Below are 26,015 nucleotides of genomic sequence, written 5' to 3' on the forward strand. Positions count from 1 at the left end.
GCCTGTCGCCCGACCGTCTGGGCATAATAGGCGGATGACCGCCACGCGCCCCGACCCCGCGCTCCCCCTCGACGGCGCCATGGTGCGCCTGCGGGCCCTCACCCTCGCGGACCTCCCGGATCTCTTCGACGCGATCGGGCATCCGGAGGTCTTCGCCGGAGGCTGGGGTGGCGGGCCCGCGGCCTACCGCGACACCTACGAGGAGTGGCGCTCGTTCATCGTGGACTATCTGCAGTGGGATGCGGGCAACGTGTACGTGATCTGCCTGCACGACCAGGGGGACCGGATCGTCGGCACCTCGACGCTCGGAGACTTCGACCTCGCGAACGAGTCGACGCACATCGGCTGGACCGCCTACGCACCCGAGGTCTGGGGCACGCGGGTCAACGCCGAGACCAAGCTCCTGATGCTCGGGGCCGCGTTCGACAACGGCTTCGAGCGGGTCAAGCTCCAGGCCGACGTGCTGAACGCCCGCTCCCGCGCCGCGATCGAACGGCTGGGCGCGAAGCCGGAGGGGGTGCTGCGGCACACCCAGCGCCGAGCCGACGGCACGTGGCGCGACACGGCGGTGTTCTCTGTGCTGCGCGAGGAGTGGCCGGAAGTTCGCGCCGGGCTCGAGTCACGACTGGCGAAGCCGCCGGTCGACGCCTAAGCGGGCCCTAGACGCGGCGGGCCGTCGAGCTCACTGGCGGCGGAGGCGGCCATGCGGCGCTGCGCCGGCGAGACCTCGCGGTGCTGCCAGGAGATGAGGTTCGCCGCGTCGAACCGGCGTGAGCACGCACCGCAGGCGAGAGCGCGCGCCGGCTTGCGGTAGCGGTAGTGCGTGTGGCCGCTGGGGCAGGTGCCGACCCAGGGCGCCAGGTCGTCCGCGATCGCGCCCCCGTGCAGGCGCTTGCCCTCGTAGCCGAGATCCAGCGCGATGGTCCGCCAGCGGGGGCCGTGACCGGCGCGGGATCCGGCGAGCGCATGCGCAACCTCGTGCAGCAGGATCTGATGGATCTCGTCGTCGTCGTAACGCGAGGCGAGGTACCGGGAGACCGTGATGCGCTTCGCGGTGTAGTTGCAGAGTCCGGCGCGGGTCTTGGCGTTGTCGAAGTCGAACGACCACACCTGCGTGTCCAGATGCAGCGCGATCAGGGCGTTCGCCCAGCGCCGCACCCGATCGAGTTCGGCCATCAGCGCTCTCCCCGTGTGCGGGGCATCGTCGCGGCCGGTTCCATCATGTCCCGCATCCTACGCGGTGACACCGACCCCGTTCCAGGGCCGAGCCGCCGTGATCCGCCCGGATCAGCGGGCATCGTCCCCGGCATCCGGCATCTTGGCCGCCGAGTTCTCGTCGACGAACGACTGCACGACGGCGACGGCGATGAGGGAACTCTCGATCTCGGTGGGTGAGGCACCCAGCTTCTCGCGCAGGAAGACGGCGGCGGTGACGTCGGCCAGCGCGTTCTCGTAGTCTTTCGCGTCGAAGTAGGCCTTACCGCGGTTCTGCGCCGCGAAGGCCTCGAGGGCGGTCCACTCGTGCGCGCGGGACTCGTCGACGCATCCGGTGAGCTCGGTGATCGCCTCATCGAGCTTGCCCTGGAACTGCAGCACCTGCGCCCGGCGCACCCGAGCGCCGAGAAGCTGCTCGCGATCGCCGGTGAAGCGCGCCTGTCGCACCGCCTCGTTCGCCACATCCATCGCCTCGTCGAGGCGGTTCAGCAACCGGAGCAGCACCGCCTTCTCATTGAGCGCGCTGAGGCTCCGCAGGCTTCCGAGTTCGTCGAGACGGAGACCGGCGGCGCGGAGGTCGACGCGTTCGCGAAGAGTGGACGGATCGTAGCCGAGAATGATGCTCAGGGTTCTGCTCCAGGTCGGTGGTACCCCACCAGACTAGCCCGGCTGGCTGAGCGACTGCGCCGGTACCAGGGGAATCTTGAGGAGCTTGTCATCGCCGTCGCGCGGGCTTCCGCGACCATCCGTGTTGTTCGTGAGAATCCACAGGTCGTTGCCGTGCACCACGACGTCGCGCAGCCGCCCGAAGTCGCCGTCGAAAAACGCCTTGACGGTCACCGGGGCGTGTCCGGCCGTCGGCCAGATCGTCCAGAGCCGCTCGCCACCGAGCCCGGCCATGAAGATGGTGTCCCCCGCGATGGCCAGGCCGCTCGGACTCGCCTCGTCGGTCGGCCACTGGTAGACGGGATCCTTGTACTTGGGATCCTTGCCGATGCCCTCGACGTTCGGCCAGCCGTAGTTGGAGCCGGCTGTGATGATGTTGAGCTCGTCCCAGGTGTTCTGCCCGAACTCGCTCGCCCACATGGTGCCATACGCGTCCCAGCCGATCCCCTGCGGGTTGCGATGCCCGTACGACCACACGGGCGAGCCGGGGAACGGGTTGTCGGCGGGCACGCCGCCATCCGGGGTCAGGCGCAGGATCTTGCCGCCGAGCGACGTGAGGTCTTGGGCGTTCGAACCGTTGGAGGCGTCGCCCGCGGTGACGTAGAGCATCCCGTCGGGCCCGAAGGCGATCCGGCCGCCGTCGTGATTCGACGCCTTCGGGATGCCCGTGATCACGTTGACCGGCGGGCCGATCGCGTAGCTGCCCGGAACACCGGTGAGGGGCAGCTTCACGACGCGGTTGTCGTCGTCGGTGGTCTCGTAGGCGTACAGGAAGGGCGGCGCGGAGACCTTCTGGACGGCGAGGCCCAGCAGGCCGCCCTCGCCGTCGTGCTCGACGCCCGGCACGATGCCGGCCGTGCGCAGTTCGCCCTGCGGCATCCGTTCGATGATGGTGCCGTCGTCCCGCTGACTGATCAGGGTGGAGCCGCTCGCGAGCGGCACGATCGACCAGGGTGCGTCGAGGCCGCTGGCGAGTGTCGTCGTGTGGCCGCTCGGCTGCCACGGGATGGCGGGGACCGCGGTCGATGTGCTCGACGGGGTCGGGCGCGGGGTGGGGGTGACGGTGCGCGTCGCGGTGGGCTTCGGCGATGGCTGCGTGCATCCCGTCAGCGTGATCGCAGCGGCGAGCACACCCACCAGAATCACCGCAGCCGTCCTGACCCCTCGGTGCCCTCGGCTCATGGCGCCGCCTCCCTCTCCGACTGCGCTTCGTGCAGGTCATCGTAATGCCGCGCGGTGCGAAGACGTACAGGTCGGGATGTCCGAACGCGCGAGCGCCCCTCCGGATCATCCGGGAGGGGCGCTTGCGCAAAGAGCCTCCGACCCGTCTATGGACGGATCGGAGGCCGGGTCGATGACCGTCTACTCGACGACCTGCACGTCCTTCCAGAACGCGACGTAGTTGCTGTAGTCCTTGCCGACCCGCTCGAACGAGCTGGGGTACGGCGTCGGATAGCTCCACGCGCGGTCCTGCAGCAGGGCGCCGCCGTCTTTCACGGAGAAGTACTGGCACTCGCCCTTCCACGGACACGTGTACGGGGTGTCGCTCTTCTCGAGCAGGTCGGCGTTGACGCTGGCCGGCGGAAAGTACCAGTTGCCTTCGATGCGGATGAGCTCCGACTCCGGGGCTTCGGCGATGACGGTGTCGTTCAGAACAGCTTTCATGGGTGAACCTCCTGCATTCGGCAACACGGGAGGTGCACCGATCATTCCAGTGCTGAGGGCGCTCGCAGAATCGTCACAGACGACTCGGTGTCGAGGCGACCGAGCGCGGCGAGCTCGGGGGCGGTCCGCCCGGCCGCGATGTGCTCCTGCCCCGATACGGACGCCGTGAGCAGGTGCGCGACGGCGCCCCGCAGGCCCGTGAACGACGCGCACGCTGCCGCCGCCTCCGGAGACGCGTAGTCGATGCCGGCAGCGGCGAGGGCGTCGATGATCGCGCCGGCGGCGAGCTGATCTTCGACGGCGAAGCGCGGGGAACCGGATGCGCTGGTCGCGCCGGATGCGCTGGTCGCGCCGGATGCGCTGGTCGCGCCGGATGCGCTGGTCGCGCCGGATGCGCTGGTCGCGCCGGATGCGCTGGTCGCGCCGGATGCGCTGGATGCGCTGGTCGCGCCCGCTGCGACGATCGAGATGAAGGCGCGACGGCCGAGCCGCACCTGCTCGTCGAGGATCCACTGCGCGACGGCGGTCGCGGTGGTGAAGCCACCTGCGACGACGGCGGCCGATGAACTGATGCCCCGCGTCGCGCGCGGATCGATCCCGGTCTCGGCACCAGTGCCGGTGCCGGTGACGGGAGGGAGCACATCCACCCAGACGACGATGTCTGCATCGGCCGCGGTCGCGACCGCGCCATCCGTACCCCAGTCGAAGCGCACCTGGTACTTCGCCTGCGTGTGCGCGGCGGGCACGGACAGCGCTGCGGCGTTCGGTTTCGGGGTCGGTTGCGGCGTCGGTTCTGGGCTGGGCTCTGCGGCGTGTCTAGGGGTGGCTGGCTGGGTCACCGGGCCATCGTAGCCCGAGCGGAGCGGCCGCCGCGGTGCGTTTCGTCGGGTGACGGACGACGCATCTGGCGGCGGATCAGCTCGAAATCGTGGCGCGAGATCTCGATCACGCCACGGCGCAGCTGGTAGCCCCAGTTCGGATTGTCCCTCGTGAAATCGAGCACAGGGAGCAGCGGACGGATCGGCGCCGAGACGGCGTCGTGCTCCCACTCGACCCGGCGACGCCAGGGTCGGAAGTCCCCGGCGGGACCGCGCATCGTCGGACCCTGCGTGAGCTGGTACACGTCATCATCCGCGATGCGGCCGATGGCGGTGAACTCCTTGAGCGGATCGCCGTCGGGATACGCGGTCTTCGGCGAGTAGTACACGAAGCCGTCGGCCGGCCGCATCTGCTCCAGCGGTGCCTTGGCGCCGTGGTTCACCTGAGCGATGCCCGCAGCGACACCGCGCAGCACGTGATCCTGCTGCACGACTCCCAGCCAGTACCGGATCGCCATGCTCCAGTTGTAGCGCATGCCTCCGTCACAGCCGCCTCCACAGCGTCGTGCCGCGGCGATCCGTCCACAATCCGTCTGGCGACCTCGACGGTCACCGCCGACGCGGCCAAACTGGTCACTGACGAACGGAGCCGCCGGATCGACTCCGATCGGCCGCCCGTGTCGAAAACGGCGATTCCCGTTCGACGTGTAGGCAGAGGGCGGTTCGGTCCTCGCCACCACAAGGAGACGATCACGATGAAGTACATGCTCATTCTCAACGCTGACGAGCAGACCGAGAACGCACCAGGCGCTCCCTCCGATGATGAACTCGCGCGGATGGGTGCGTACAACGACGAGCTCATCAAAGCCGGCGTCCTGCTCGCCGGCGAGGGACTGCACCCGAGCTCCGAGGGAGCGCGTATCTCCTACGAGGGAAACGAGCGCGCCGTCACCGACGGCCCGTTCGCCGAGACCAAAGAACTGATCGCCGGCTTCTGGATCATCCAGGCGGCGACGAAGGAGGAGGCCCTCGAGTGGGCTCGCCGCATCCCGCTGACGAGCGGTCGCGTGGAGGTGCGGCGGGTGTTCGATGTCTCGGAGTTCGATCAGGAGAACGAATACATCAAGAAGGAAGTGGCGTGGCGCGAGCAGCACGGCGAAGCACGCACGGCCTGAATGAGCGGCGGCGGAGAGGCTGACGGCGCTGCCGGCGGCACGGGAGACGGGGCGAGCGGCGGCGCGGGAGACGGGGCGGCCGGCGGCGGCACGGACGGTGCCGGCACGGTATCCAGTGCGAGGCTCGAGGAGACACGGCGCACGGTCGACGCCGTGTGGCGCATCGAGTCGGGCAAGCTGATCGCCGTGCTGGCCCGCCTGGTCGGCGACGTCGGCGTGGCCGAAGAGCTTGCGCAGGATGCGCTGGTCGCGGCGCTCGAGCAATGGCCGCGCACCGGGGTCCCCCGCAACGCCGGCGCGTGGCTGACGGCGGTGGCGAAACGGCGCGCGATCGACGGCTGGCGACGACAGGAGCGGCTCGGCGATCGGTACGCCCAGCTCGCGCACGACCTCGAAACAGAGCTCGGCGCCGACGACCCGGCCCGGGCCGTCGAGGAGACGATCGACGACGACCTGCTCCGCCTCGTCTTCATCTCGTGCCACCCCGTGCTCACGAAGCCCTCGCGGGTGGCCCTCACGCTCAAACTGCTCGGCGGGCTCACCACCGAGGAGATCGCCAGGGCGTTCCTCGCCCCGGTCTCCACCATCGCCCAGCGCATCGTGCGAGCGAAGCGCACCCTCACAGCCGCCCGGGTTCCCTTCGAGGTCCCCGACCGCTCCGAGTTCCCCGCTCGGCTGAGCTCGGTTCTCGAAGTCGTCTACCTCATCTTCAACGAGGGCTACTCCGCCACGGCCGGCGACGACTGGATGCGACCCGCGCTCTGCTGGGAGGCGCTCCGCCTCGGCCGTGTGCTCGCCGAGCTCACGCCGCGCGAGCCGGAGGTGCACGGGCTCGTCGCTCTGATGGAGTTCCAGGCCTCGCGACTGGGCGCCCGCACGACGGCGAGCGGCGAACCGGTCCTCCTGCAAGACCAAGACCGATCGCGCTGGGACCGCATCCTCATCCAGCGCGGCGTCGCCGCGCTGGCGCGGTCCGAGAAGCTCGCGCGCGGCCGCGGACCATACGCGCTACAGGCGGCCATCGCGGCCTGCCATGCCACAGCGCCGACGGCCGACGCGACCGACTGGGAAGAGATCGTCGCCCTCTACAGCGCCCTGGCCGAACTGAATCCGTCCGCCGTCATCGAACTCAATCGCGCCGTCGCGCTCTCGATGGCATACGGCCCGCAGGCGGCACTCGACATCGTCGACCGGCTCGTCATCGACGGCGCCCTGGCGGAGTACCACCTGCTGCCGAGCGTGCGCGCCGATCTGCTGCTGCGGCTGGGTCGCAACGCCGAAGCGCGTCACGAGTTCGAGCAGGCCGCGGCGCTCACCTCCAACCAGCGCGAGCGCACGCTCCTGCTCGAGCGCGCTGCCGCCTGCTGACGCGCTACCGCCGACGCCGCGCTGCGAATCGTCGCCGGATCCGCGCCGTCGTGGCCGGAATGCGGGAGACTGAGGCCATGCGCGTGCTGCTCAAGTTCGTTCTGGATTGCGATCCCGACGCAGCGTGGCGTGCGCTCCAGAGCCCGACCGCATTCCGTGAGGTCGCACTCCCCTGGCTCGACTTCCGCTCCACGGAGACCGAAGGGTTCCCCACGGTCTGGAACGACGACGACCACTCGGTGCGGGTACGCGCCTTCGGCGCCGTCACCGTCGGAACCCAGGCGATCCGGCTCAGTCGCATGAGCGCGCGAGATCCCGAGGTGCGCATCCTGCGCGACAGCGGCGGTGGAACCGGCGGACTTCTCGCCGCCATCCCGCACCTCGACCACCGGATGGCCATCGCACCCGACCCCGCCGGTCCTGACTCGGAGGGGCGCGTCCGCACGCTGTACCGCGACCAGCTGATCGTGCGTGCGGGCGCACTCACCCCGATCGCCTGGTACACCCTCTGGGCGTTCTGGCAGTGGCGCGGCCTGCGCCTGCGCCAGCTCGCCCCGACCTGGGCCTACGACCCACCACCAGCAGACACCGACGATGACGACGGTGCCGACGAACGCGGAGCCGCGCAGCCGGGCACCGCACCTGAGGAGGACCGATGACCACCGACGCAGAGATCGGCGCCCCGGCGATGGCCGCCCGCGGCATCACCGCGCTGCACACCGCCGACTGGCGACGACGGGTGTTCGGCCTGTACGCGTCGGTGCGCAGGCTGGCCGCGACGGACCCCGCCGCCGCCCACACGCACTGGATCTCGTGCCGCAACGACCTGTTCGCCGCGCATCCGGCCACGCCGCTGCTGCCCGAGGATCGGGACGACTTCACCGGCCTCCCGGTCGTCCCGTACGACCCCGACTGGCGCTTCGAGGTGCCGATCGTGCCCGCGGCAGAGCCCCGGCGGATGGACGTGGAGACGGGGACCGACGGCGTCGTTCCGTTCGAACTGCTCGGCACGGTGCGGATCCCCCTCACCGGAACCCTGGACGTCTGGCGTCTCACGTCGTACGGCGGCGGTATCTTCGTTCCCGTGAAGGATGCGCTGGCCGGCAGACCGGGCGGAACCTACGGTGGCGGTCGCTACCTGATCGACACCGTCAAGGGTGCGGACCTGGGCCTGGACACCTCGGACGACGAGGCCACGCTGGTGCTCGACTTCAACTTCGCCTACAACCCGAGCTGCGCGTACGACCCCGCGTGGGCGTGCCCGCTCGCGCAGGCGGGAAACACGCTGCCGGTCGAGGTGCCGGTCGGCGAGCGCTACGCGTCGGAGCACTGAGGCCGGCCGACCCGCTAGTCGCGCAACCGCCGCCCGCACCCGCCCGCCCGCCCGCGCCGGCCGCCGCCGCGCACAACTCCGGAACTTCGGTGCGACACACCGACCCCACCGGCACAACTCCGGAACTTCCCGTCCCAACCGGGTCGACCATCCGGAGTTACAACCGCCGCGGGGCAGCCTCGCGAACCGGACGTGCAGAGTCCGCCGCGCGCAATTCCGGAACTTCCGTGTGACACGCCGCCCGCACCCGCACAACTCCGGAACACCCGGGCTGATCCGGGCCGACCCTCCGGAGTTACGAGGCCGGCCGCGGCAGACCCGGGGCCGGCCGCAGCAAACCCGGGGCGGCCGCGGCGGTCCCGCGCGTCAGCGCGACACGAGGGTAAGGCGCTGCGTCGGCCGCGTCATGGCGACGTACAGCGAGGCCGCGCCCCGCGGTGACTCCGCGACCAGCGCATCCGGATCGGCGAGCACGACAGCGTCGAACTCGAGCCCCTTCGCCTCATAGCCCGTGAGCACCGCGATCGGCCGCGTGAGGCCGGCCGCACCGCGCGCGGCCTGGCCGCCGAACCGCCGCTCGACGGCAGCGCCCACCGCTGCAACGGATGCCGTCGGCACGATCACCGCGACCGTTCCCGTGGCGTCGATCTCGCGGTCCACGGCGATCGCCTCCGCCACCGCCTCGCCGAGCCCCGAGCCGTTGGCCGCCACCCGCCGGATGGGCCAGTCGCCCTCGCGCACCGCGCGCGTCGGCGTGATCGGAAGGCCGGCCTCCTCGGCCAGCCGCTCCGCCTCGCGCGTGATCTGCGCAGGCGTGCGGTAGTTGACCGTGAGCTCCTCGAGACGCCAGGCATCCTTGAACGCGGGGGTGAGCGCGCTCTGCCAGCTCGTCGCGCCGGATGCCGAGGCGACCTGGGCGATGTCGCCCACGATGGTGAACGATTTCATCGGGCAGCGCCGCACCAGCAGTCGCCACTGCATCGCGGAGAGTTCCTGCGCCTCGTCGACGACCACGTGACCGTACGTCCACGTGCGGTCGGCCGCCGCACGTTCGGCCGTCGTCCCGTGGTCGACGCGTTCGGCGAAGCCGTCCGCGAGCTGTTCGGCGCTCACCAGCCCCTCGACGCCCATGTTCCGGATGGCCGCCTTGGCATTCTCGAGGTCGCGCTTGCGCTGGCGATCCCGCTCGCGTGCTCCCGCATCCGGTTTGCCGGGGAAGGCGCCGAGCAGCTCGGCGGCCTCGTCGAGGAGCGGCACGTCGCTCACCGTGAACGGCGCCGAACGCTCGCGGGCGAGGGCCGCGCGCTGGGCGGCGGTCCAGCGCGGTGTCAGCTCTGCGAGCCAGGACGGCCGTGCGTACAGGTCCTGGATGAACTTCTCGGGGGTGAGCGGCAGCCACGCCGTGTTGAGGAGCACCCGCACGTCGTACGAGGTGCGCAGATCCTCGCGGAGCACCTTGAGGTCGGCCTCGTCGACGGTCGAACCGCTCGCGCGCAGTTGGGCGGCCAGCTTGTCGGTGAGCTCGCCCAGCGCCTGCTTGACGAACGAGACCCTGGCGATATTGTGCGGTTTGCCGCTGCGCTGCGCTCGGGCGATCGCACGCCCGATGAGCTCGGGCTCGACGACGAGGTGTTCCCCGTTGATCTCGACGGTCTGCGCCTCGGTCGGCACCTTCTGCCGGGAGCGGACCGCGCGCGAAAGCAGCCGGACCATCTGCGCCGATCCCTTGAGTCGCGCCGCCTCGGGCTCGTCGTCGCCGACGGCCTCGACACCGGGGTACAGCTCACCCAGCGTCGACATCACGACGCCGGTCTCGCCGAGCGACGGCAGAACGGCCTCGATGTACCGCAGGAAGGCCGTCGACGGACCGACCACGAGCACGCCCGAACTGCTCAGCCTCTGCCGGTTCGCATACAAGAGGTACGCCGCGCGGTGGAGGGCGACCGCTGTCTTGCCGGTGCCCGGGCCGCCCTGCACGACGAGTGCGCCGCGCAGATCGGAGCGGATGATGCGGTCCTGTTCGGCCTGGATGGTGGCGACGATGTCGTGCATCCGGCCCGTGCGCTGCGCGGTGAGCGCCGCGAGCAGGGCGCCCTCGCCCTGCACGACCTCGCCTCCCGTCGCGGTGCCGTCGAGCAGCGCCTCGTCGAAGACCTCGTCGTCGATGCGGCTGACCTCGCGGCCCGTCATCGTCAGGTGACGGCGTGCGCGCACGCCCATCCGTTCGTTCGCGGTCGCCTGGTAGAAGGCGCTGGCCTGCTGGGCGCGCCAGTCCACCAGCAGGGACCGCTGGTCGTCGTCGCGCAGCCCGACACGGCCGATGTACCGGTGCGCGGTGCCGTCTTCCGTCGGCTTCTCGAGGAGGAGACGACCGAAGACGAGCCGCGAGTCCACGTCACGGAGCTGCACCAGCTGGTCCTCGTACAGCCGCGCGAAAGCGTCGCGCTCACTGCGCGCCTGATGGTTGCTTCCCACGCTCTCCCGCCGCACGCGATCGAGCCGGTCCTCGGTCTGGGAGCGCAATTCGTCGAGGCGTTCGTAGAGGGCGGCGACGACGGCGCGCTCGCGTTCGAGTTCCGATTCCTGCACGCAAACCACCCTCTCGATATCGGGCCGACAGTCTACTTCCTCCAGCCTGAAAGAGGCTTGGAGCCCGATCCTGTAGAGTGGTACCACTTGCGAGTCCCCGATGGACTCCCTGCGTCGCAGAACGCACCACGCGCCGCGCCGGGCAACCGCCCCGCGAGCGTCAACTCTTTCTACGGCGAACGATCGTGCCGCACGGCACCTTCGCCATTCATCTCCACGACCGCAGCGCCCGAACGAGGGCGACGGATGCGTGGGATCCTGATGCCGGAAAGGCACCACCTTTGTCTGAACCCACTTTCTCCTCCCTCGGCGTGCCCGCGCCGCTCGTCGCCGTGCTCACGGCCGACGGCAAGACCGAACCGTTCCCGATCCAGGCCGACACCCTGCCCGACACACTCGCCGGGCGCGACGTGCTCGGCCGCGGCAAGACCGGATCCGGCAAGACGATCGCCTTCGCACTGCCGATGGTCGCGCGTCTCGGCGGCAAGCTCGCCGGCGGGCGTCGCCGCGCCGGTCGCCCGCTCGGCCTGGTGCTCGCTCCGACCCGCGAGCTCGCCACCCAGATCTCGGCCGTGCTCCAGCCGCTCGCCGACGCGTACGGCCTGAAGTCGACCACCATCTTCGGCGGCGTCTCGCAGCAGCGTCAGGTCGCCGCGCTCAGGGACGGCGTCGACATCGTCGTCGCCTGCCCCGGCCGCCTCGAAGACCTGATGAAGCAGGGCTTCGTCACCCTCGACGCCGTCGAGATCACCGTGCTCGACGAGGCCGACCACATGGCCGACCTGGGCTTCCTGCCCGTCGTCACGCGCATCCTCGACAAGACGCCGAACAGCGGCCAGCGCCTCCTGTTCTCGGCGACGCTGGACAACGGCGTCGACAAGATCGTCAAGCGCTTCCTCCACAACGAGGTGCTGCACTCCGTCGACGAGGCGACGAGCCACGTCGACGCGATGACGCACCACGTCTTCGAGGTCGGCACCGCCGAGGCCAAGAAGGACCTCGTCGAGAAGCTCGCGTCCGGCCTCGGCCGCCGCATCCTGTTCACCCGCACCAAGCACCACGCCAAGAAGCTCGCGAAGCAGCTGACGGCGTCGGGCATCCCGTCCGTCGACCTGCACGGCAACCTCTCGCAGGTGGCGCGTGACCGCAACCTCGCGGCCTTCGGCGCCGGCGATGTGCGCGTCCTGGTGGCGACGGATGTCGCGGCCCGCGGTGTGCACGTCGACAACGTGGAGCTCGTCGTGCACGTCGACCCGCCCATGGAGCACAAGGCGTACCTGCACCGTTCCGGTCGCACGGCCCGCGCCGGCAGCTCGGGCGATGTGGTGACGGTCATGATGACGTCCCAGAAGTCCGACGTGAAGACGCTGCTGCGCAAGGCCGCGATCGACGCTCAGCCGCAGGTTGTCGACGCCTCGTCGGCTGCCGTGGTGAAGCTGGTCGGCGAGGTCGCCGCGTACGTGAAGCCGGTCGCCCGCGAGGCGGTCCAGCAGAGCGGTGGCGGACAGTCGCAGGGTGCCAACGCGCGTCGCAAGCGCGCCGGCCGCGTCGACGGTGCGAGCGCCGGCGGCGGTCGCGGTGGCCGCGGTGCCGGCAATGGCGGTGGTCGCGATGGCGGCGCAGCCCGTGACGGCGCTCGCGCCGACTCGGCTGCCGGTCGTCCGCGTCGCGACCGTTCCGGTCGTCCGGCGACGGGTCGTGGCGGCGCTGCCGGCGGTGGCGCTGCTCACGGCAACGGAACTGGCTCGCAGGGCCACGGTGCCCCCGCGCAGAGCGGTTCGGGCGCGCAGCGCTCGGGCGGTCAGCGCTCGGGCGGCGCCGGCAACGGCGGCAACGGCGGCGGGATGCGCGTCGGCAGCCTGGTCGGCGGCAGCACCAAGCGTGGCAACGGCTCGCGCCGCGCCCGCGGCTAGTCGGTCGCAACGATTTACGTGAAAAGTGCGGTTCAGCTCAACTGAACCGCACTTTTCGCATGAGTGGGCGACGGCATGTGCGGCGGGCGCCTCAGAAGCCGAGCAGTCGCAGCGAGATCGAAAGCGTGTCCGCCGAGGCCTGCAGCAGCCGCCGCTCGTTCGTCGAGTAGGGCACGCCGGCCAGGGGGAAGGCTCCGGCTGCGCTGACGATGCTCGGCACCGAGATGGCCACGTCGCTGATCCCGTGGTACTCGTCGAGCACGGTGCTCACCGGCATGATCGCGTGCTCGTCGTTCAGCACGGCCTCGACCAGACGAGCGCCGGTGAGGCCGATCGCGTAGTTCGTCGCGCCTTTGCCCTCGATCACCGTGTAGGCGGCGTCGCGCACATCGTCGGCGATCCAGTCCAGCTCACGCTCGGTGAGCGGTGAGTCGCCCCGCCAGTTCAGGAGAGGAACGGAACCGACCGTCGCGGACGACCACAGCGGGAACTCGGTGTCGCCGTGCTCGCCGACGATGGACGCGTGCACGCTCGAGGTCGACACCCCGAGCCGCCGCCCGAGCTCCCAGCGCAGCCGCGAGGTGTCCAGCGCGGTGCCGGAGGCGAACACGCGGTTGACCGGGAGGCCGGTGATGCGCTGCGCGACGACAGTGAGCACGTCGCAGGGGTTCGTGACGAGGATGTACGTGGCATCCGGTGCCTGCTCGAGCAGCTGCGGAAGCAGCGTCCTGAGGATCTCGACGTTGGTTGCGGCGAGGTCGAGGCGCGTCTGTCCCGGCTCCTGCTTCGCGCCGGCCGTGATCACGACGACGTCGGAGCCGGCCGCGACCGCCACGTCGTCGCCGCCGATGATCTCGCTGGAGCCGGTGAACTGCGTGCCGTGCGCGAGGTCGAGGACCTCGGCGTTGACCTTTCTGGTCTGGATGTCGTACAACGCGATCGTGCGAGCGGACTGCCGGATCAGGGCGGCGTATGCCGTGCTGGAACCGACGCTGCCGGCGCCGACCACCGTGAGCTTCGAGTGGGCGTTCTCGGTCATGATCAACCTCTCATCGAAATGGACGACGTCTGCGCGACATCCGGAGAGAGGGGATCGGGCGCGGCCGCTTCGCCGATTCCGGGTGAGCAGCGTCGCGGTCGGCACGATCGCGGCCGCCCCGCCGAGTGAGTCGCCACGCCGGGGCCGCACGCGATCGGCCGTCTCCACCATCCCGCGCGACGGATGATCGAGCATCCGATATCGAGGGAATCAGGGGGCGGCGCACCGCGGACCCGAGGTCAACCGCGTTGTCTACGCGTGTCCGTCGTGCGACTTAAAGCCGCTCGACTACCAGATCGTTCGCCTCAACCGCGCCCGACCGTGCTCTCGCGCACGACAAGCGCCGGCTCCAGGGTCACCGTCTGGTGCAGGTGAACATCGGCGGGTTCGCTGATCTCCCGTTTGAGGAGCTCGACGCCGATCGTTCCCATCTCGCGTCCGCGCATCGTGACCGAGGTGAGCGGCACGGCGCCGCCCCAGGCCGCCGAGTTGTGGTCGCATCCCATGACGGCGACGTCTTCGGGCACCCGGAGGCGGGCCGCCGTGAACTCGCTGATGATCGCCATGGCGAGCAGATCCGTGACGGCGAGGATGGCGTCCGGACGCTCGGACTCGGGCTGCTCGACGAGCCTTTTGCCGACGATCGCGCCGCTGGGAGGATTGAGGTCGACCGTGTCGATCTCGATCAGCTCGACGGCGCCGTCGGCCTCTGCGACGGCACGTCGAGCACCCGCGCGGCGCAGGGCCACCGGCTGCAGGTGGTGCAGACCACCCACGAAGGCGATGCGTTTGCGCCCGAGACCGATCAGATGGCGGGCGGCGATGTAGCCGGCACGTTCGTTGTCGATGAGCACAGTGCAGAACTGATCGGTGTCCGACTCGTAATTGAGCATGACGATCGAACTGCCGCGTTGCCTCAACTTGACGATGCTCTCATGCGGCGTGTGCATCGGTGCGAGCAAGACGCCGGCGACGCGCGCGGCCGACAGGAAGTCCAGGTGCGACGCCTCGAGCTCGAGGTCGTTGTCACTGTCCGCGAGCTGCAGGTCGTATCCCAGACCTCGCGCGGCACGCTGGGCGCCGCGCGCCAGGTCGACGAACAGCGAGTTCATCAGGTCGACGACGACGAGCCCGACCGTCTTGGTGGAGCCCGAGGCCAGCGCGCTCGCCGCCCCGTTCGGGGTGAAGCCCAACTCCGCGATCGCACGCACGACGCGCTCCCTGGTAGCCGGGGCGACCTTGTCGGGGTGGTTCAGCGCGTTCGAAACGGTTCCAGCCGACACACCGGCCCTGGCGGCCACATCCTCCAACTTGACGCGCGCCTGCCGTGCGTCGGTGGAGCGATCGAGTGCCATGGATGGAACTCTACTTCCTACGACGTCACAGATCCTCGGGCGCCACAGCGCGCGCGTCCGGCGATGGGACGCGTGTTGAAGCGCTTTAGCCAACCGACCCAAGATAGCGTCCCAAGCCCAGGGATTCAATCCTTGTTTTACCCGCGGATGGGGGTCTAGCCTCGGCAGCGCCACGATTAAAGCGTTTCAACTAATGACGCCTGTGGCGCACGCCCGTCGTCGGGTCGGGCGAACTCAATGGAGAGGTAGTCAAGATGATCGCGAACCAACATCGGCGTCGAGTGCTCCGGCTGGTCGCACCAGCCGCTGCGCTCGGAGCCCTGGTGGCGGGCCTGCTCGTCACGCCCGCCATGGCAACGCCGCCGGCCACCAGCGCTCGGGTGCCCGCCGGTTGCCCCTGGATGGACACCCACGAATCGTCCACGAAGCGCGCGAACCAGCTTCTCGCCGCGAGCACCCTCGGTCAGAAGCTGCGCTGGCTCGACGAGCAGGCCGCCAACACCCCTGCGCAAACCACCTTCGGCAGCGTCACGTATCCCGCCCAGGTGCCGTGCACGCCGACCGTCGTCTACGCGGACGGTCCCGATCTGGTTCGCGGGCCAGCGGGAGTGACCGTGTTCCCCGCGCAGCTCTCGCTCGCCTCGTCGTTCAACACCGACCTGGCCTACACCAAGGGCAAAACGCAGGCGGACGAGGCCTTCCGCTCGGGAAAGAACGGACTGCTCGCACCGGGTCTCGCCAGCGGCCGCGTTCCGCTCGCCGGCCGCACGACCGACTATCTCGGTGAGGACTCTCTGCTGACCGGCACGCTGGCCGGGGCGCTGACCAACGGCATCCAGAAGGGCAACCCCAGCGAGCCGGTGATGGCCGTGCTGAAGCACTACGTGGCCAACGAGCAAGAGCTGGATCGCCAGACGAGTTCGTCGAACATCGACGGCCGCACGCTGCGCGAGGTCTACAACCTGCCGTTCCAGATCGCGGTCGCGGAAGGCTCGCCGAGCGGGGTGATGTGCTCGTACAACCAGGTCAACGGCGTGTACGCGTGCGAGAATCCCATCCTCAACAACCTCCTGAAGTCGGCCGCCGGCTTCGACGGCTATGTGGTCTCCGACTTCGGTGCCGTGCACTCGACTGCGCCCTCGCTCAACGCGGGGCTGGACCAGGAGCTCAACGCTCCGAAGTTCTACAACCCGGCCAACATCGGCGCCGCGATCGACAGCGGAGCCGTGACCGTAGGCCAGATCGACAAGGCCGCGTTCCGGGTGGTGCACGCGTACATCGAGGCGGGGCTCTTCGACCACCCGCTCCCCTCCACGCCGTCCACGTCGTCGTCGACGGATGCTCACAAGGCGGTCGCTCGGCAGGTGGCGGAACAGGGATCGGTGCTGCTGCAGAACACTGACAGCATCCTGCCGCTGAAGAAGTCGGTGAAGACGATCGCGATCATCGGCCCGACCGCCTCGGCGACGCCGACGAACGGAGTGAGCGCGGCGACGGTGTGCGCCATGCACAACTTCGGACCGGCCGTGGCCTGCCCGAACGTGGTCGCGCCGCTCGACGCGATCACAGCACGCGCTGCCAGCGTGGGAGCCACGGTGACGTTCAACAACGGCGCCGACCCGGCTGCCGCTGCGGCGGCCGCGAAAGCCGCCGACGTGGCGATCGTGTTCGGCTACACCACGCAAGGCGAAGGCGCCGACCGCGCCGACCTGTCTCTGGACGGGAACGGTGACGCCCTGATCTCGGCCGTCGCCGCAGCGAACGCGAACACGGTGGCGGTGCTCGAGACAGGTACGGCGACGGCGATGCCGTGGCTCGGCCAGGTCAAGGGCGTCGTCGAGGCCTGGTACCCGGGCGAACAGCAGGGCAACGCTCTCGCGCGGCTTCTCTACGGCGACGTGAACTTCGCGGGTCACCTCCCGATGACGTTCCCGAAGTCGCTCGCGGACACCCCGACCAGCACGCCTGCGCAGTATCCGGGGCTCGTCAACGGTTCGCCGACACGGCCTGCCACCGACAGGACGACGATCCGCCAGGTCTCCTACAGCGAAGGGCTGGCCGTCGGCTACAAGTGGTATCAGAGCAAGAACATCGAACCGCTGTTCCCGTTCGGATTCGGCCTCTCGTACACGGGCTTCAGCTTCAGCAAGCTGCAGATCTCACCCGCTGTTCAGAACAACCCGGATCGTAAGATCACGGTGAGCTTCACGGTGAAGAACACCGGCACGAAGGCCGGCTCGACCCCGGCGCAGGTGTACCTGACTCTGCCGAGCAGCACGGGCGAGCCGGGACAGCGACTGGTCGGGTTCGACTCGGTGCCCCTGTCACCGGGGGCGTCCAAGAAGGTGAGCGTCGTGATCGATCCGTCGGCGGCGAACGAGCCGCTCTCGTACTGGAACACAACCAGTCACGCGTGGGAGACGGCACCGGGAACCTACGGCGTGCACGTGGGCGATTCGTCGACAGCCTCCCTGTCGGCGAGCTTCACGGTGGCCGGCTAGCAGCATCATCCCTGCGAACGAGGCGGATGCATCGCTCGCCCGATTCGCAGGGCGGACGGCTCGGAGAGGCTTGACGGGTACCCGAAAGGACCCGTCGTGCCCCTCCGAGCCTTTTCCGCTGCCCGTACCGCAGCAGCCCTCCTTCTCGTCCTCACCGCAGCAGCCCTCACCGGATGCTCGGCTTCCGCGGCCGGCCAGACCGCAGCACCACCCGTCGAGCACGTCTCGAGCGCCGACCAGCTCGGGCCCGACGACGGCTACATCCCCGACGGCGAGAGCGTGGCGCTCACCGACGACGTGCCGGCGGTGACCCGGCTCGTTCCCCGGCTGCGCTCCGCGCTCGATCGCGCCGCCGCATCCGCCGCCCACCGCAACGTGACGTTCACCATCGCCGACGGCTGGCGCAGTGAGCGCTACCAGCAATACCTCTTCGACCGCGCCGTCGTGAAGTACGGCAGTACGAGCGAGGCGGAACGGTGGGTGAAGCCCGGCGACCAGTCGAAGCATGTCCGCGGCGAAGCCGTCGACATCGCGACCGCTGACGCGATGGACTGGCTGAACCGCTTCGGCGCCGAGTACGGCCTCTGCCAGATCTACGCCAACGAGGCCTGGCACTTCGAGCTCGCCGCCGACGCCGACGGAAACTGCCCGGCACAGCTCACCGACGGCAGCGCCGGCTGACGCACGGCGTGTGTCAGGAGCGTGCGAACAACCCCGCCAGCTCCGCTTCTGTCGCCTGTGCCGCCGTGCCGCCGCCACCGCGCACCGACAGCGATCCCGCCGCCGCGGCCCAGCGCAGCCGCTCGTCCTCGGTCGCCACCTCGCGCACCAGCGCCGCCAGGTATCCGGCGTCGAAGCTGTCGCCGGCGCCGGTCGTGTCGACGACGTCCACCACCAGACCGGATGCCCGCCCGACGGCCTCACCGCGCTCGAAGGCGATCCCGCCCTCTGCGCCGGCCTTCACGACGACGCGGCAGCCGAGCGCGGAGAGCCGCGCACCCGCGTCCTCGAGGGACGCAGTGCCGCCCGGGCCCGCGACGGCCGCGACAGCCGCATCGACCGCCAGCGCCTCCTCGGCGTTGGGCAGAAAGACGCTCACCAGCGGCAATACCTCATCGAGCCCGATCCACGTCTCGGCCGGGTCCCAGTTCGTATCGAGGCTGATCGTCACCCCGCGGGCACGGAGCCAGCCGAAAAGGTCCGCCATCCGCGACGCCAGTGACGGCTGCAGGAAGTACGAGGCGACGTGGACGTGACGCGGAGCCAGCCTATCGACGGCGTCGCGCACGGCGTCGACGGTGAGGCTCGGGATCGTTCCCGGCAGGGTGAGGATCGCGCGATCGTGCGGCTCGGAGAGGATCACCGACAGCCCGGTCGGCGTGCCGTCCGAGACGGTGACCGCTGACGTGTCCACTCCGCGCTCGTCGAGGCGGTCGAGCACGAAGCGGCCGAACTGATCCGCCCCCACGACCGCGGCGAGCGCCGTGCGCACTCCGAGCCGGGCGAGCCCACACGCCACGATCGCCGCGCTGCCACCGAGCAGCAGGTCCGCCCCGTCGAGCAGCTGCTCCACCTGGCCGAACCGGGGAACGGTGTCGCCGGTCAGCAGCAGGTCGGGGTTCGCGTCCCCGACCACCAGCACCTCGATCCCGCTCATCCCTTGAGGCCGGAGAAGGTCATGGTCGCGATGAACTGCCGCTGCGCGAAGAGGAAGAACAGGATGAGCGGCAGCGTCGCGATGACGTTGCCCGCCATGATCAGGCTCCAGTCCGTCTGGTGCGCACCCTGGAAGTTCGCGATGCCGAGCTGCAGCGTGAACGACTGCTGGTTGTTGATCGCGATGAGCGGCCAGACCAGGTCGTTCCAGGCGCCCAGCAGCGTGAAGATCGCGAGCGTCGCCAGGGCCGGCCGCGCCAGCGGCAGCACGATGCGGAAGAAGATCTGCCACCGGTTGCAGCCGTCGATCGCCCCGGCCTCTTCGAGCTCCGCCGGCAGCGACAGGAAGAACTGCCGCATCAGGAAGATCCCGAAGGCCGTCGCCAGCCACGGCACGATCGCCGCTCCGAGCCCGTTGAGCAGCCCGAGGGTCGCGAACAGGATGTACGTGGGGATCATCAGCAGCTGGGTGGGGATCATGATGGTCGCCAGGATCATCAGGAACCCGAAGTTGCGGCCGGCGAACTTCAACCGGGCGAAGCCGTATCCGGCCAGCGAGCACAGCACCAGGTTCGAGATGATCGCGGTTCCGGAGACGAGCACGGTGTTGCCCAGCCAGAGCAGGATGTCGGTCGTGCCGAACAGCTTCACGTAGCCGTCGATCGTGAAGTGCGACGGGATGAACGGGGGCGGGAACGCGACCAGTTCCTTCGCCGGCGAGAACGACGCGAGCGCCATCTGCACGAAGGGCACGAGGAACAGGATCGCGATCGGGAACAGCACGAAGTGCCAGCCGCTCAGCTTCCGCTTGCGGTGACCGCGCTCGGCGCCGACGCGGGCGGCCACCTCGAGGGACGACGACGAGACCTCGTCGAATACCGTGGTCATCAGAACGCCTCCGAACCCTTACGCCGCGAGTAGAGCACGACGAAGATGGTGATGAGCAGGGTCGCGGCGAACAGCACATAAGCCGCCGCCGAGCCGTAGCCGAACTGCAGCGAGCGGAACGCCTTCTCGTACAGGAAGTACACGATCGTCTTGGTCGCATCCAGCGGGCCGCCGCGGGTCGTCGTGTAGACGAGGTCGAAGAGCTGGATCGCCTGGATGGTCTGCCAGATCGTCACGAACACGGTCACGGGCGCGAGCTGCGGCCACACGATGCGCCAGAACGTCTGCCACGGGTTCGCACCGTCGATCCTGGCGGCCTCGATCAGGTCGGACGGCACATCCTGAAGGGCGGCCAGATAGATCACGGTCGTGAAGGCCGCCGATCCCCACAGCGACATGATCGCGATCACCAGCATCGCCTGATGCGGGTCGTCGAGCCAGCCCTGCTGCGGGAGGTGCAGCACGCGCAGCACGTTGTTAACGAGCCCGAACTGCGGGCTGAACAGGTAGGTCGAGAGGATGCCCGTCGACGCCGCCGACGCGACGAACGGCACGAAGATCGCGGTGCGGTAGAACCCCATCCACCGGATGCGCCGGTTCAGCGCCACCGCGAGGAAGAGCCCGAGCAGCACGGAGGCCGGCACGAACAGCACGGTGTAGCCGAGTGTGTTCCGCACCGCGTTCCAGAAGTCGGCGTCGGTCACCAGCGCCGCGTAGTTGGCGCCTCCGACGAACGTGGGCTGGCTGAAGCCGTCCCAGCTCTGCAACGACAGGATGAACGCCCACACCGCCGGGAAGATCGACAGACCCAGGATGATGACGGTCGCCGGAGCGACGAACCCCCATCCGGTCAGTGCCGACTTCAGCCCCTGCCGGCGCCGGACGCGACGCGCGCGCGTCGCATCCGGTGCCGTGTCGTGCCCGACCGTGGGGGCGGCGGTGTCTGCCATCAGGATGTTCCCGCCCACGCCTACTTGCTCATCTGGGAGTCGGCGGCCGACGCGGCCTTGTCGAGGGCGGCCTGGGGCTCGCCCTGGCCCTGGAGCACCGACGAGATGGCCTTGCCGATCTCGACGGAGAGCGCTGCGTAGCCCTTCGTGGTCGGTCGCGTCTCCTTGACGTTCAGCGAGTTGGCGACGAAGACGTCGTAGCCGGGGTAGGCGGCGGATTCCTTCTTGACCGCGTCGGAGGTCGCCTCCGACGAACGCAGCGGGAGGTTGCCGACGGCGACGTTGAAGCGCTCGTCCTGCTCCGCCGAGGTCAGCCACTGGGCGAACTGGGTGGTCCAGTATGCACGGTTGGCGTCCTTGTGGTCGAACAGCGCCCAGATGTCGGGCCCGGAGACCGTCTGGTGGTCGCCGTCCGTGCCGGGAAGCTGGACGACGCCGTACTTGGTGCCGCCGATCTTCAGGTCGGAGAGCTGCCACGGGCCGGAGGTGATCATGCCGATGCGGTTGCTGACGAACAGCTGGCCGAACTTCGTGTCCGTCTGGTCGAGGTAGACGCTCTTGTCGTCGACGGCCATGGACCGGAGGAAGCTCAGGGCGTCATCGCCGGCCGGGGAAGCGAACTCCGCCTTGGTGCCGTCGCTCGACAGGATCTTGCCGCCGTTCTGCCACAGGTGCGGCCAGAACTGCCAGGTCGTCTCCTCGCTGCCGGAGACCGAGTAGCCGTAGCCGTAGATGTGGTTGGCCGAATCGGTGAGCTTCTTGGCCGCAGCCCGGAAGTCGTCCCAGGTCCAGTCCTTGGTCGGATACGCGAGGCCGGCCTTGTCGAACAGGGTCTTGTTGTAGAGGAGGCCGATGTTGTCGACGACCGCCGGGAACCCGATGACCTTCTTGCCCGTCGGCTGCGCCGTTCCGCGCGCCGCCGCGGTGAACTCATCCCACTTCACAGCGGGCTTCTTCACGTCGCTCGAGATATCGAGCGTGCGGCCGGATGCTTCGAGCTGGCCCGCCCAGGAACCGAACGCGTACGACATGTCCGGGTACTGGTTGCCCGCGAAGCCGGCGGAGAGCTTCTGCAGCAGCTGATCGGTCGACGAGGCGCCGGGCGACAGGTCGACGGTGACGTTGGGATGCGCCTTCTCGAACTCCTTCGCGAGGCCCTCGATCGCGGTCTGAGCGGCGTCGACCTGGCCCGACCACACCTCGATCTTGACCTTGGCTTTGGTGTCGAGGGTCGTCGAGCCCTGCGAGCCGCTGCAGCCTGCGAGGGCGACAGCGACGCTGGCGGCGGCGATCAGGCCGGTGAGGCGGATAGCTCGCCTGGCCTTCGTGCTGGTGCGGAGCGGGAATGACATCTTCGGTTCCTCTCTCGGTGCTGTGAAGGCTCGGGGTCAGCTGAGGACGATCGAGCGGGTGAGGTTGCGCGGGGAGTCGGGATCGAGTCCGCGCAGTTCTGCGATGGCGACGGCGAGACGCTGGGCATCCGCCAGCTCGACGAGGGGGTCGCCGATGCCCGAGACGACCGTCGCCCCCGTCGACTCGATGTCGGCGACGAGGCTCCGCTCGACGCGCCCGATGATCCAGACGAGCGAACGGCTGTCGGCGACGGCGAGCGGGCCGTGGCGGTAGTCGAGCAGCGGGTACGACTCGGCCCAGGCCTGAGCGGCCTCGCGGATCTTCAGTGCCGCCTCCTGTGCGAGACCGTAGGTCCAGCCGCTTCCGAGGTAGACGAAGTGCGAGAACGCGGCGACGTCGATGTCGAGCGGGCGACCGAGCGCCTTCTCCGCCTGGTCGGGGAGCGCGCTGACGTCTTCTCCGAAGGCGGCACGCGCCAGCAGGAGGAACGTGGTGGGGAAGCGCGTCTGCACGACCGATTCCTCGTCGGCGAAGTCGAGCAGGAGCACGTCGTCGGCACGGTCGGCCAGCGGCGAATCGGCGACACCCGTCACCACGATCGTGCGCACGCCCGCCGGAACGCGGTCGAGCGCGTCGATCGCCTCGGTCGTCGTGCCGGAACGGCTGAGCACGATCACGGCGTCGTAGTTGCGCCAGGGCCAGGGCTCGGAGGCGTAGGCGGCATCGGTCTCACCGAAACCGGCGGACTCCCGCAGGGCGGCGAACGACTCTGCGACGAAGGCCGAGGTGCCGCAGCCGAGCACGAGGATCCGGGAGCCCGGCAGGGTGAGCAGCGCGGTGGCACGCTCGGAGTGGCCGGCGAGGGCCTCCCGCCAGATCGCAGGCTGACTGGTGATTTCGCGGGAGGTCAATGTCACGAGTGGGTACTCCTGTGGGTCGGTCCATGAGGCGCGCTGCTCTGCGCATTGGACTTATCATTGGCGCACAATGAGCGTTTGACAACGAAAATGTCCAGATCGCTCACTCTAGGTGATCGTTTGTTACAGAGAGGTTTCGGATGCCCCACCCCGACTGGTCCCGACTCGCGGAACTCCGCCTGGCCGATTGGGCGCCGCGCAGTCAGCTGCGCGCCGCGCAGAGCGCCGTCGACCGACCCGCTTCGCCCGTCGTCGACGTGCACAATCATCTCGGCCGCTGGCTCAACGACGGCGAATGGCTGATCGACGACGTGCCGGCCCTGGTGGCGATGATGGACGACTGCGGTGTCGAGACCATCGTGAACCTCGACGGCCTGTGGGACGACGAGGTCACGGCCAACGTCGAACGCTACGACCGCGCGCATCCCGGCCGGTTCGTCACGTTCTGCCAGCTCGACTGGGCGCGGCTCGCCGAGCCGGATGGCGTCGGCGCCCTCCGCGCATCGCTCGACGACAGCGTCGCCAGGGGCGCACGCGGTGTCAAGGTGTGGAAGAGCCTCGGGCTCATGGTGCGCGACGCCGACGGAACCCTGATCTCCCCCGACGACGACCGCGTCATCGAGGTGCTGCGTCACGCCGGGGAGCTCGGGTTGCCGGTGCTGATCCACACCGCCGACCCGATCGCTTTCTTCGAGCCGGCCGACCGCCACAACGAGCGCCTCGACGAGCTCGCCGAGGTGCCGGACTGGTGGTTCGGCGACCGGGACCGGCATCCGTCGTTCGACGCCCTGCTCGACGCCCATGCGGCGCTGGTGCTCGCCTGCCCGGGAACGACCTTCATCGGCGCGCACGCCGGATGCGCCGCCGAAGACCTCGACCGGGTCGCGAAGCTGCTCGACGCGGCCCCGAACTACACGATCGACACGGCCGGCCGCATGGCCGAGCTCGGACGCCAGCCGCGCCGCTTCGCCCGGCTGGTGGCCGAGCATCCGGAGCAGGTGCTGTTCGGCACGGACATCTACCCGGCGAGCGCCGAGCAGTACCGGCTGCACTACCGGTTCTTCGAGACGGCCGACGAGGGCTTCTCGTACGACACGGAGAGCGAGATCCCCGGACAGGGACGGTGGGCGGTGTCGGCGCTCTCGCTCGATCCCGCGCTGCTGACGGGGGTGTACGCCGCGAACGCCCGCCGCGTGCTCGGGCTCTAGGCCGGGGCACACGGCGGGCGTCAGGCGTCGGGCGTCAGGCGTCGGAGTCGGGTACCTGCCGTCAGCGGACGGCGTTCTCCAGCGTGCCGCCGAGAGCGACAGGGAGCAGCGCTGCGTGAGCGGCGGTGAGCTCGTCGCAGAGGTCCCAGATCTGCTGCGGCGTCAGCGTCGAGCTGGCGTTCGGGTCGGTCAGCACCGCCTGGCGGACGCGGGCGGGGTCGCCCGTCCTGGCCGCCTCCACGGCGAGCTCGGCAACCGACAGGTACGTGCGGTTGAGCGCGGCGCCCTGGCTCGGGATCGCCCCGAAGACCTCGGGATGCACACCCGACGCATCCACCGTCGCGGGGACCTCGACGACCGCGCCCTCCGGCAGGTTCGAGATCAGGCCGTGATTGACGACGTTCGCGTGGATGGTGCGCGGCGTGCCGGTGAGGATCGAGTGGATGACCTGGGGTGCGTACTCAGCCGCGCCCTCCTCGAGCTCCAGCGCCTCGCCTGCCGCGAGGGCGACCTTGGCGTGCTCGAACTCGGCGACGTTCTCCTCCGAGATGCCGATGTACTCCAGCGGACGCAGCCGGTACTTCTCGATCTGCTCGTCGGAGCGCAGGAACCACGAGAGGTATTCGGCGGAGTGCTCGCTGGTCTCGGTCGGGTAGAAGCCGATGCGGGAGAAGATCTCGACGCGGACGCGTCGCTTCAGCTCCGGGTCGTTGCGGATCGCCTCGCGCAGTCGCGGATACAGGTCCTCCCCGTCGCGGGACCACTCGACGAGCCACGACTGGTGGTTCACGCCGGCCGCGCGGTAGTGCGTGCCCTCGACAGGAACGCCGATCAGCGCGCACAGGTCGTGCACGGTCCAGTAGACGCTGTGGCACAGGCCGACGGTCTTGATCTGCGGCGCCACCTGCGACATCCACCACACGTTCATCGCCATCGGGTTGGTGTAGTTGAGGAACCACGCGTCGGGGCAGAGCTCGAGCATGTCGGCCGCGATGCCGGAGAGCACGGGGAAGGTGCGCAGCGCGCGGAACACGCCGCCGACGCCCGTGGTGTCGCCGATCGTCTGCCGGAGCCCCGCTGCGGCGGGGACCTCGAGGTCGACCCTGGTCGCGTCGATGCCGCCGACCTGGATCATGTTGATCACGAAGTCGGCGCCGGCGAGCGCCTCGCGCCGGTCGAGGGCGGTCACGATCTCCGCGGTGCGGCCGAAGCGCGCCGCCACCTGCTCGGCCGTGCCGCGGGCGACTTCGAGTCGCTCGGCGTTGATGTCGTGCAGGACGATGCGTAACGGGGGCAGGTCGTCGAAGCGGAAGAGGTCGGCGAGCAGCTGGCGGGTGAAGACGACGCTTCCCGCGCCGACGAAAACAATCTGAGGCATGGAGCGATCATGCGATAGTGTGTCGATT

24 protein-coding genes are annotated in these 26,015 nt (G+C 69.5%); 9 read left to right on the forward strand and 15 right to left on the reverse strand.

The genetic code is table 11. The features are described 5' to 3' along the window. Nucleotides 1-34: 34 nt before the first annotated feature. The gene (locus AC1DB1_RS18360; RefSeq protein ID WP_477201834.1) at nucleotides 35-652 is read left to right on the forward strand and encodes a GNAT family N-acetyltransferase; all 618 of its coding nucleotides are present in this window, start codon (nucleotides 35-37) and stop codon (nucleotides 650-652) included. On the opposite strand, the gene AC1DB1_RS18365 is transcribed toward AC1DB1_RS18360, so the two are convergent. The 6 genes from AC1DB1_RS18365 to AC1DB1_RS18390 form a co-directional block, all read right to left on the reverse strand. After that, nucleotides 649-1,176, reverse strand: coding sequence for a SprT-like domain-containing protein (locus AC1DB1_RS18365; RefSeq protein ID WP_271175883.1), 528 nt, complete (start codon nucleotides 1,174-1,176; stop codon nucleotides 649-651). The two genes, AC1DB1_RS18360 and AC1DB1_RS18365, sit on opposite strands and share 4 nt — an antisense overlap. Nucleotides 1,177-1,287: 111 nt before the next feature. Further along, complete coding sequence (locus AC1DB1_RS18370) at nucleotides 1,288-1,719, reverse strand: hypothetical protein (RefSeq protein ID WP_477201835.1); 432 nt, start codon at nucleotides 1,717-1,719, stop codon at nucleotides 1,288-1,290. Nucleotides 1,720-1,875: 156 nt separating this feature from the next. Continuing rightward, nucleotides 1,876-3,063: a PQQ-dependent sugar dehydrogenase gene (locus AC1DB1_RS18375; RefSeq protein WP_477201836.1), complete on the reverse strand. Its 1,188-nt coding sequence runs from the start codon at nucleotides 3,061-3,063 to the stop codon at nucleotides 1,876-1,878. Nucleotides 3,064-3,243: 180 nt separating this feature from the next. After that, a complete protein-coding gene (locus AC1DB1_RS18380; RefSeq protein ID WP_271175886.1) occupies nucleotides 3,244-3,546 on the reverse strand; it encodes a DUF427 domain-containing protein in 303 nt (100 codons plus the stop codon). A 41-nt stretch (nucleotides 3,547-3,587) separates the two neighbouring features. Further along, a complete protein-coding gene (locus AC1DB1_RS18385; protein WP_477201837.1) occupies nucleotides 3,588-4,385 on the reverse strand; it encodes a 2-phosphosulfolactate phosphatase in 798 nt (265 codons plus the stop codon). Next, on the reverse strand, nucleotides 4,382-4,882 hold the full coding sequence (locus AC1DB1_RS18390) for an EVE domain-containing protein (RefSeq protein WP_477201838.1): 501 nt from the start codon (nucleotides 4,880-4,882) through the stop codon (nucleotides 4,382-4,384). Before AC1DB1_RS18390 ends, AC1DB1_RS18385 begins: the two co-directional genes overlap by 4 nt. Before the next feature lie 237 nt (nucleotides 4,883-5,119). Between AC1DB1_RS18390 and AC1DB1_RS18395 the strand changes: the two genes are divergently transcribed. The 4 genes from AC1DB1_RS18395 to AC1DB1_RS18410 all read left to right on the forward strand — a co-directional run bounded on the left by AC1DB1_RS18395 (nucleotide 5,120) and on the right by AC1DB1_RS18410 (nucleotide 8,240). Next, nucleotides 5,120-5,539, forward strand: coding sequence for a YciI family protein (locus tag AC1DB1_RS18395; RefSeq protein ID WP_477201839.1), 420 nt, complete (start codon nucleotides 5,120-5,122; stop codon nucleotides 5,537-5,539). Next, nucleotides 5,540-6,907, forward strand: coding sequence for an RNA polymerase sigma factor (locus AC1DB1_RS18400; RefSeq protein WP_477201840.1), 1,368 nt, complete (start codon nucleotides 5,540-5,542; stop codon nucleotides 6,905-6,907). 77 nt (nucleotides 6,908-6,984) lie between these two features. Then, the gene (locus AC1DB1_RS18405) at nucleotides 6,985-7,566 is read left to right on the forward strand and encodes a hypothetical protein (protein WP_477201841.1); all 582 of its coding nucleotides are present in this window, start codon (nucleotides 6,985-6,987) and stop codon (nucleotides 7,564-7,566) included. Continuing rightward, entirely contained in the window at nucleotides 7,563-8,240 is a 678-nt protein-coding gene (locus AC1DB1_RS18410; protein WP_477201842.1) for a DUF1684 domain-containing protein, read from the forward strand. Before AC1DB1_RS18405 ends, AC1DB1_RS18410 begins: the two co-directional genes overlap by 4 nt. A 366-nt stretch (nucleotides 8,241-8,606) precedes the next feature. Here the strand turns inward: AC1DB1_RS18410 and AC1DB1_RS18415 are convergent, their stop codons facing one another. Continuing rightward, entirely contained in the window at nucleotides 8,607-10,829 is a 2,223-nt protein-coding gene (locus AC1DB1_RS18415) for a HelD family protein (RefSeq protein ID WP_477201843.1), read from the reverse strand. A 281-nt stretch (nucleotides 10,830-11,110) separates the two neighbouring features. Here AC1DB1_RS18415 and AC1DB1_RS18420 point away from each other — a divergent pair, with 281 nt between their 5' ends. Continuing rightward, complete coding sequence (locus AC1DB1_RS18420; protein WP_271175894.1) at nucleotides 11,111-12,742, forward strand: DEAD/DEAH box helicase; 1,632 nt, start codon at nucleotides 11,111-11,113, stop codon at nucleotides 12,740-12,742. Between the two features lie 91 nt (nucleotides 12,743-12,833). On the opposite strand, the gene AC1DB1_RS18425 is transcribed toward AC1DB1_RS18420, so the two are convergent. Continuing rightward, nucleotides 12,834-13,781, reverse strand: a complete 948-nt coding sequence (locus AC1DB1_RS18425) for an L-lactate dehydrogenase (protein WP_271175895.1) — start codon at nucleotides 13,779-13,781, stop codon at nucleotides 12,834-12,836. A gap of 305 nt (nucleotides 13,782-14,086) precedes the next feature. Continuing rightward, entirely contained in the window at nucleotides 14,087-15,136 is a 1,050-nt protein-coding gene (locus tag AC1DB1_RS18430) for a LacI family DNA-binding transcriptional regulator (RefSeq protein ID WP_477201844.1), read from the reverse strand. A gap of 254 nt (nucleotides 15,137-15,390) precedes the next feature. Between AC1DB1_RS18430 and AC1DB1_RS18435 the strand changes: the two genes are divergently transcribed. Both AC1DB1_RS18435 and AC1DB1_RS18440 read left to right on the forward strand, forming a co-directional pair. Continuing rightward, a complete protein-coding gene (locus AC1DB1_RS18435; protein WP_477201845.1) occupies nucleotides 15,391-17,637 on the forward strand; it encodes a beta-glucosidase in 2,247 nt (748 codons plus the stop codon). A gap of 96 nt (nucleotides 17,638-17,733) precedes the next feature. Next, nucleotides 17,734-18,318, forward strand: coding sequence for a M15 family metallopeptidase (locus AC1DB1_RS18440; protein ID WP_477201846.1), 585 nt, complete (start codon nucleotides 17,734-17,736; stop codon nucleotides 18,316-18,318). A 13-nt stretch (nucleotides 18,319-18,331) separates the two neighbouring features. On the opposite strand, the gene AC1DB1_RS18445 is transcribed toward AC1DB1_RS18440, so the two are convergent. The 5 genes from AC1DB1_RS18445 to AC1DB1_RS18465 are packed head-to-tail and all read right to left on the reverse strand — an operon-like array spanning nucleotide 18,332 to nucleotide 23,401. After that, nucleotides 18,332-19,294 (reverse strand): carbohydrate kinase family protein, encoded by a 963-nt coding sequence (locus AC1DB1_RS18445; protein ID WP_477201847.1) that lies wholly within the window; start codon nucleotides 19,292-19,294, stop codon nucleotides 18,332-18,334. Continuing rightward, a complete protein-coding gene (locus AC1DB1_RS18450; RefSeq protein WP_477201848.1) occupies nucleotides 19,291-20,181 on the reverse strand; it encodes a carbohydrate ABC transporter permease in 891 nt (296 codons plus the stop codon). Before AC1DB1_RS18450 ends, AC1DB1_RS18445 begins: the two co-directional genes overlap by 4 nt. Beyond that, nucleotides 20,181-21,131 carry a carbohydrate ABC transporter permease gene (locus AC1DB1_RS18455; protein ID WP_477201849.1) on the reverse strand — a complete coding sequence of 317 codons (951 nt, stop codon included), beginning with the start codon at nucleotides 21,129-21,131 and terminating at the stop codon, nucleotides 20,181-20,183. The genes AC1DB1_RS18450 and AC1DB1_RS18455 overlap by 1 nt, the downstream gene beginning before the upstream one ends. A 20-nt stretch (nucleotides 21,132-21,151) precedes the next feature. Continuing rightward, nucleotides 21,152-22,483, reverse strand: coding sequence for an ABC transporter substrate-binding protein (locus AC1DB1_RS18460; protein ID WP_477201850.1), 1,332 nt, complete (start codon nucleotides 22,481-22,483; stop codon nucleotides 21,152-21,154). A gap of 36 nt (nucleotides 22,484-22,519) precedes the next feature. Beyond that, the gene (locus AC1DB1_RS18465; RefSeq protein WP_477201851.1) at nucleotides 22,520-23,401 is read right to left on the reverse strand and encodes an SIS domain-containing protein; all 882 of its coding nucleotides are present in this window, start codon (nucleotides 23,399-23,401) and stop codon (nucleotides 22,520-22,522) included. Between the two features lie 140 nt (nucleotides 23,402-23,541). On the opposite strand from AC1DB1_RS18465, the gene AC1DB1_RS18470 reads away from it, so the two are divergent. After that, nucleotides 23,542-24,609: an amidohydrolase family protein gene (locus AC1DB1_RS18470; RefSeq protein WP_477201852.1), complete on the forward strand. Its 1,068-nt coding sequence runs from the start codon at nucleotides 23,542-23,544 to the stop codon at nucleotides 24,607-24,609. Nucleotides 24,610-24,670: 61 nt separating this feature from the next. Here the strand turns inward: AC1DB1_RS18470 and melA are convergent, their stop codons facing one another. Beyond that, the gene (gene melA, locus AC1DB1_RS18475) at nucleotides 24,671-25,987 is read right to left on the reverse strand and encodes an alpha-galactosidase (protein ID WP_477201853.1); all 1,317 of its coding nucleotides are present in this window, start codon (nucleotides 25,985-25,987) and stop codon (nucleotides 24,671-24,673) included. Between the last annotated feature and the right edge of the window lie 28 nt (nucleotides 25,988-26,015).

It is taken from the genome of Leifsonia sp. 10N434 (assembly GCF_056394405.1).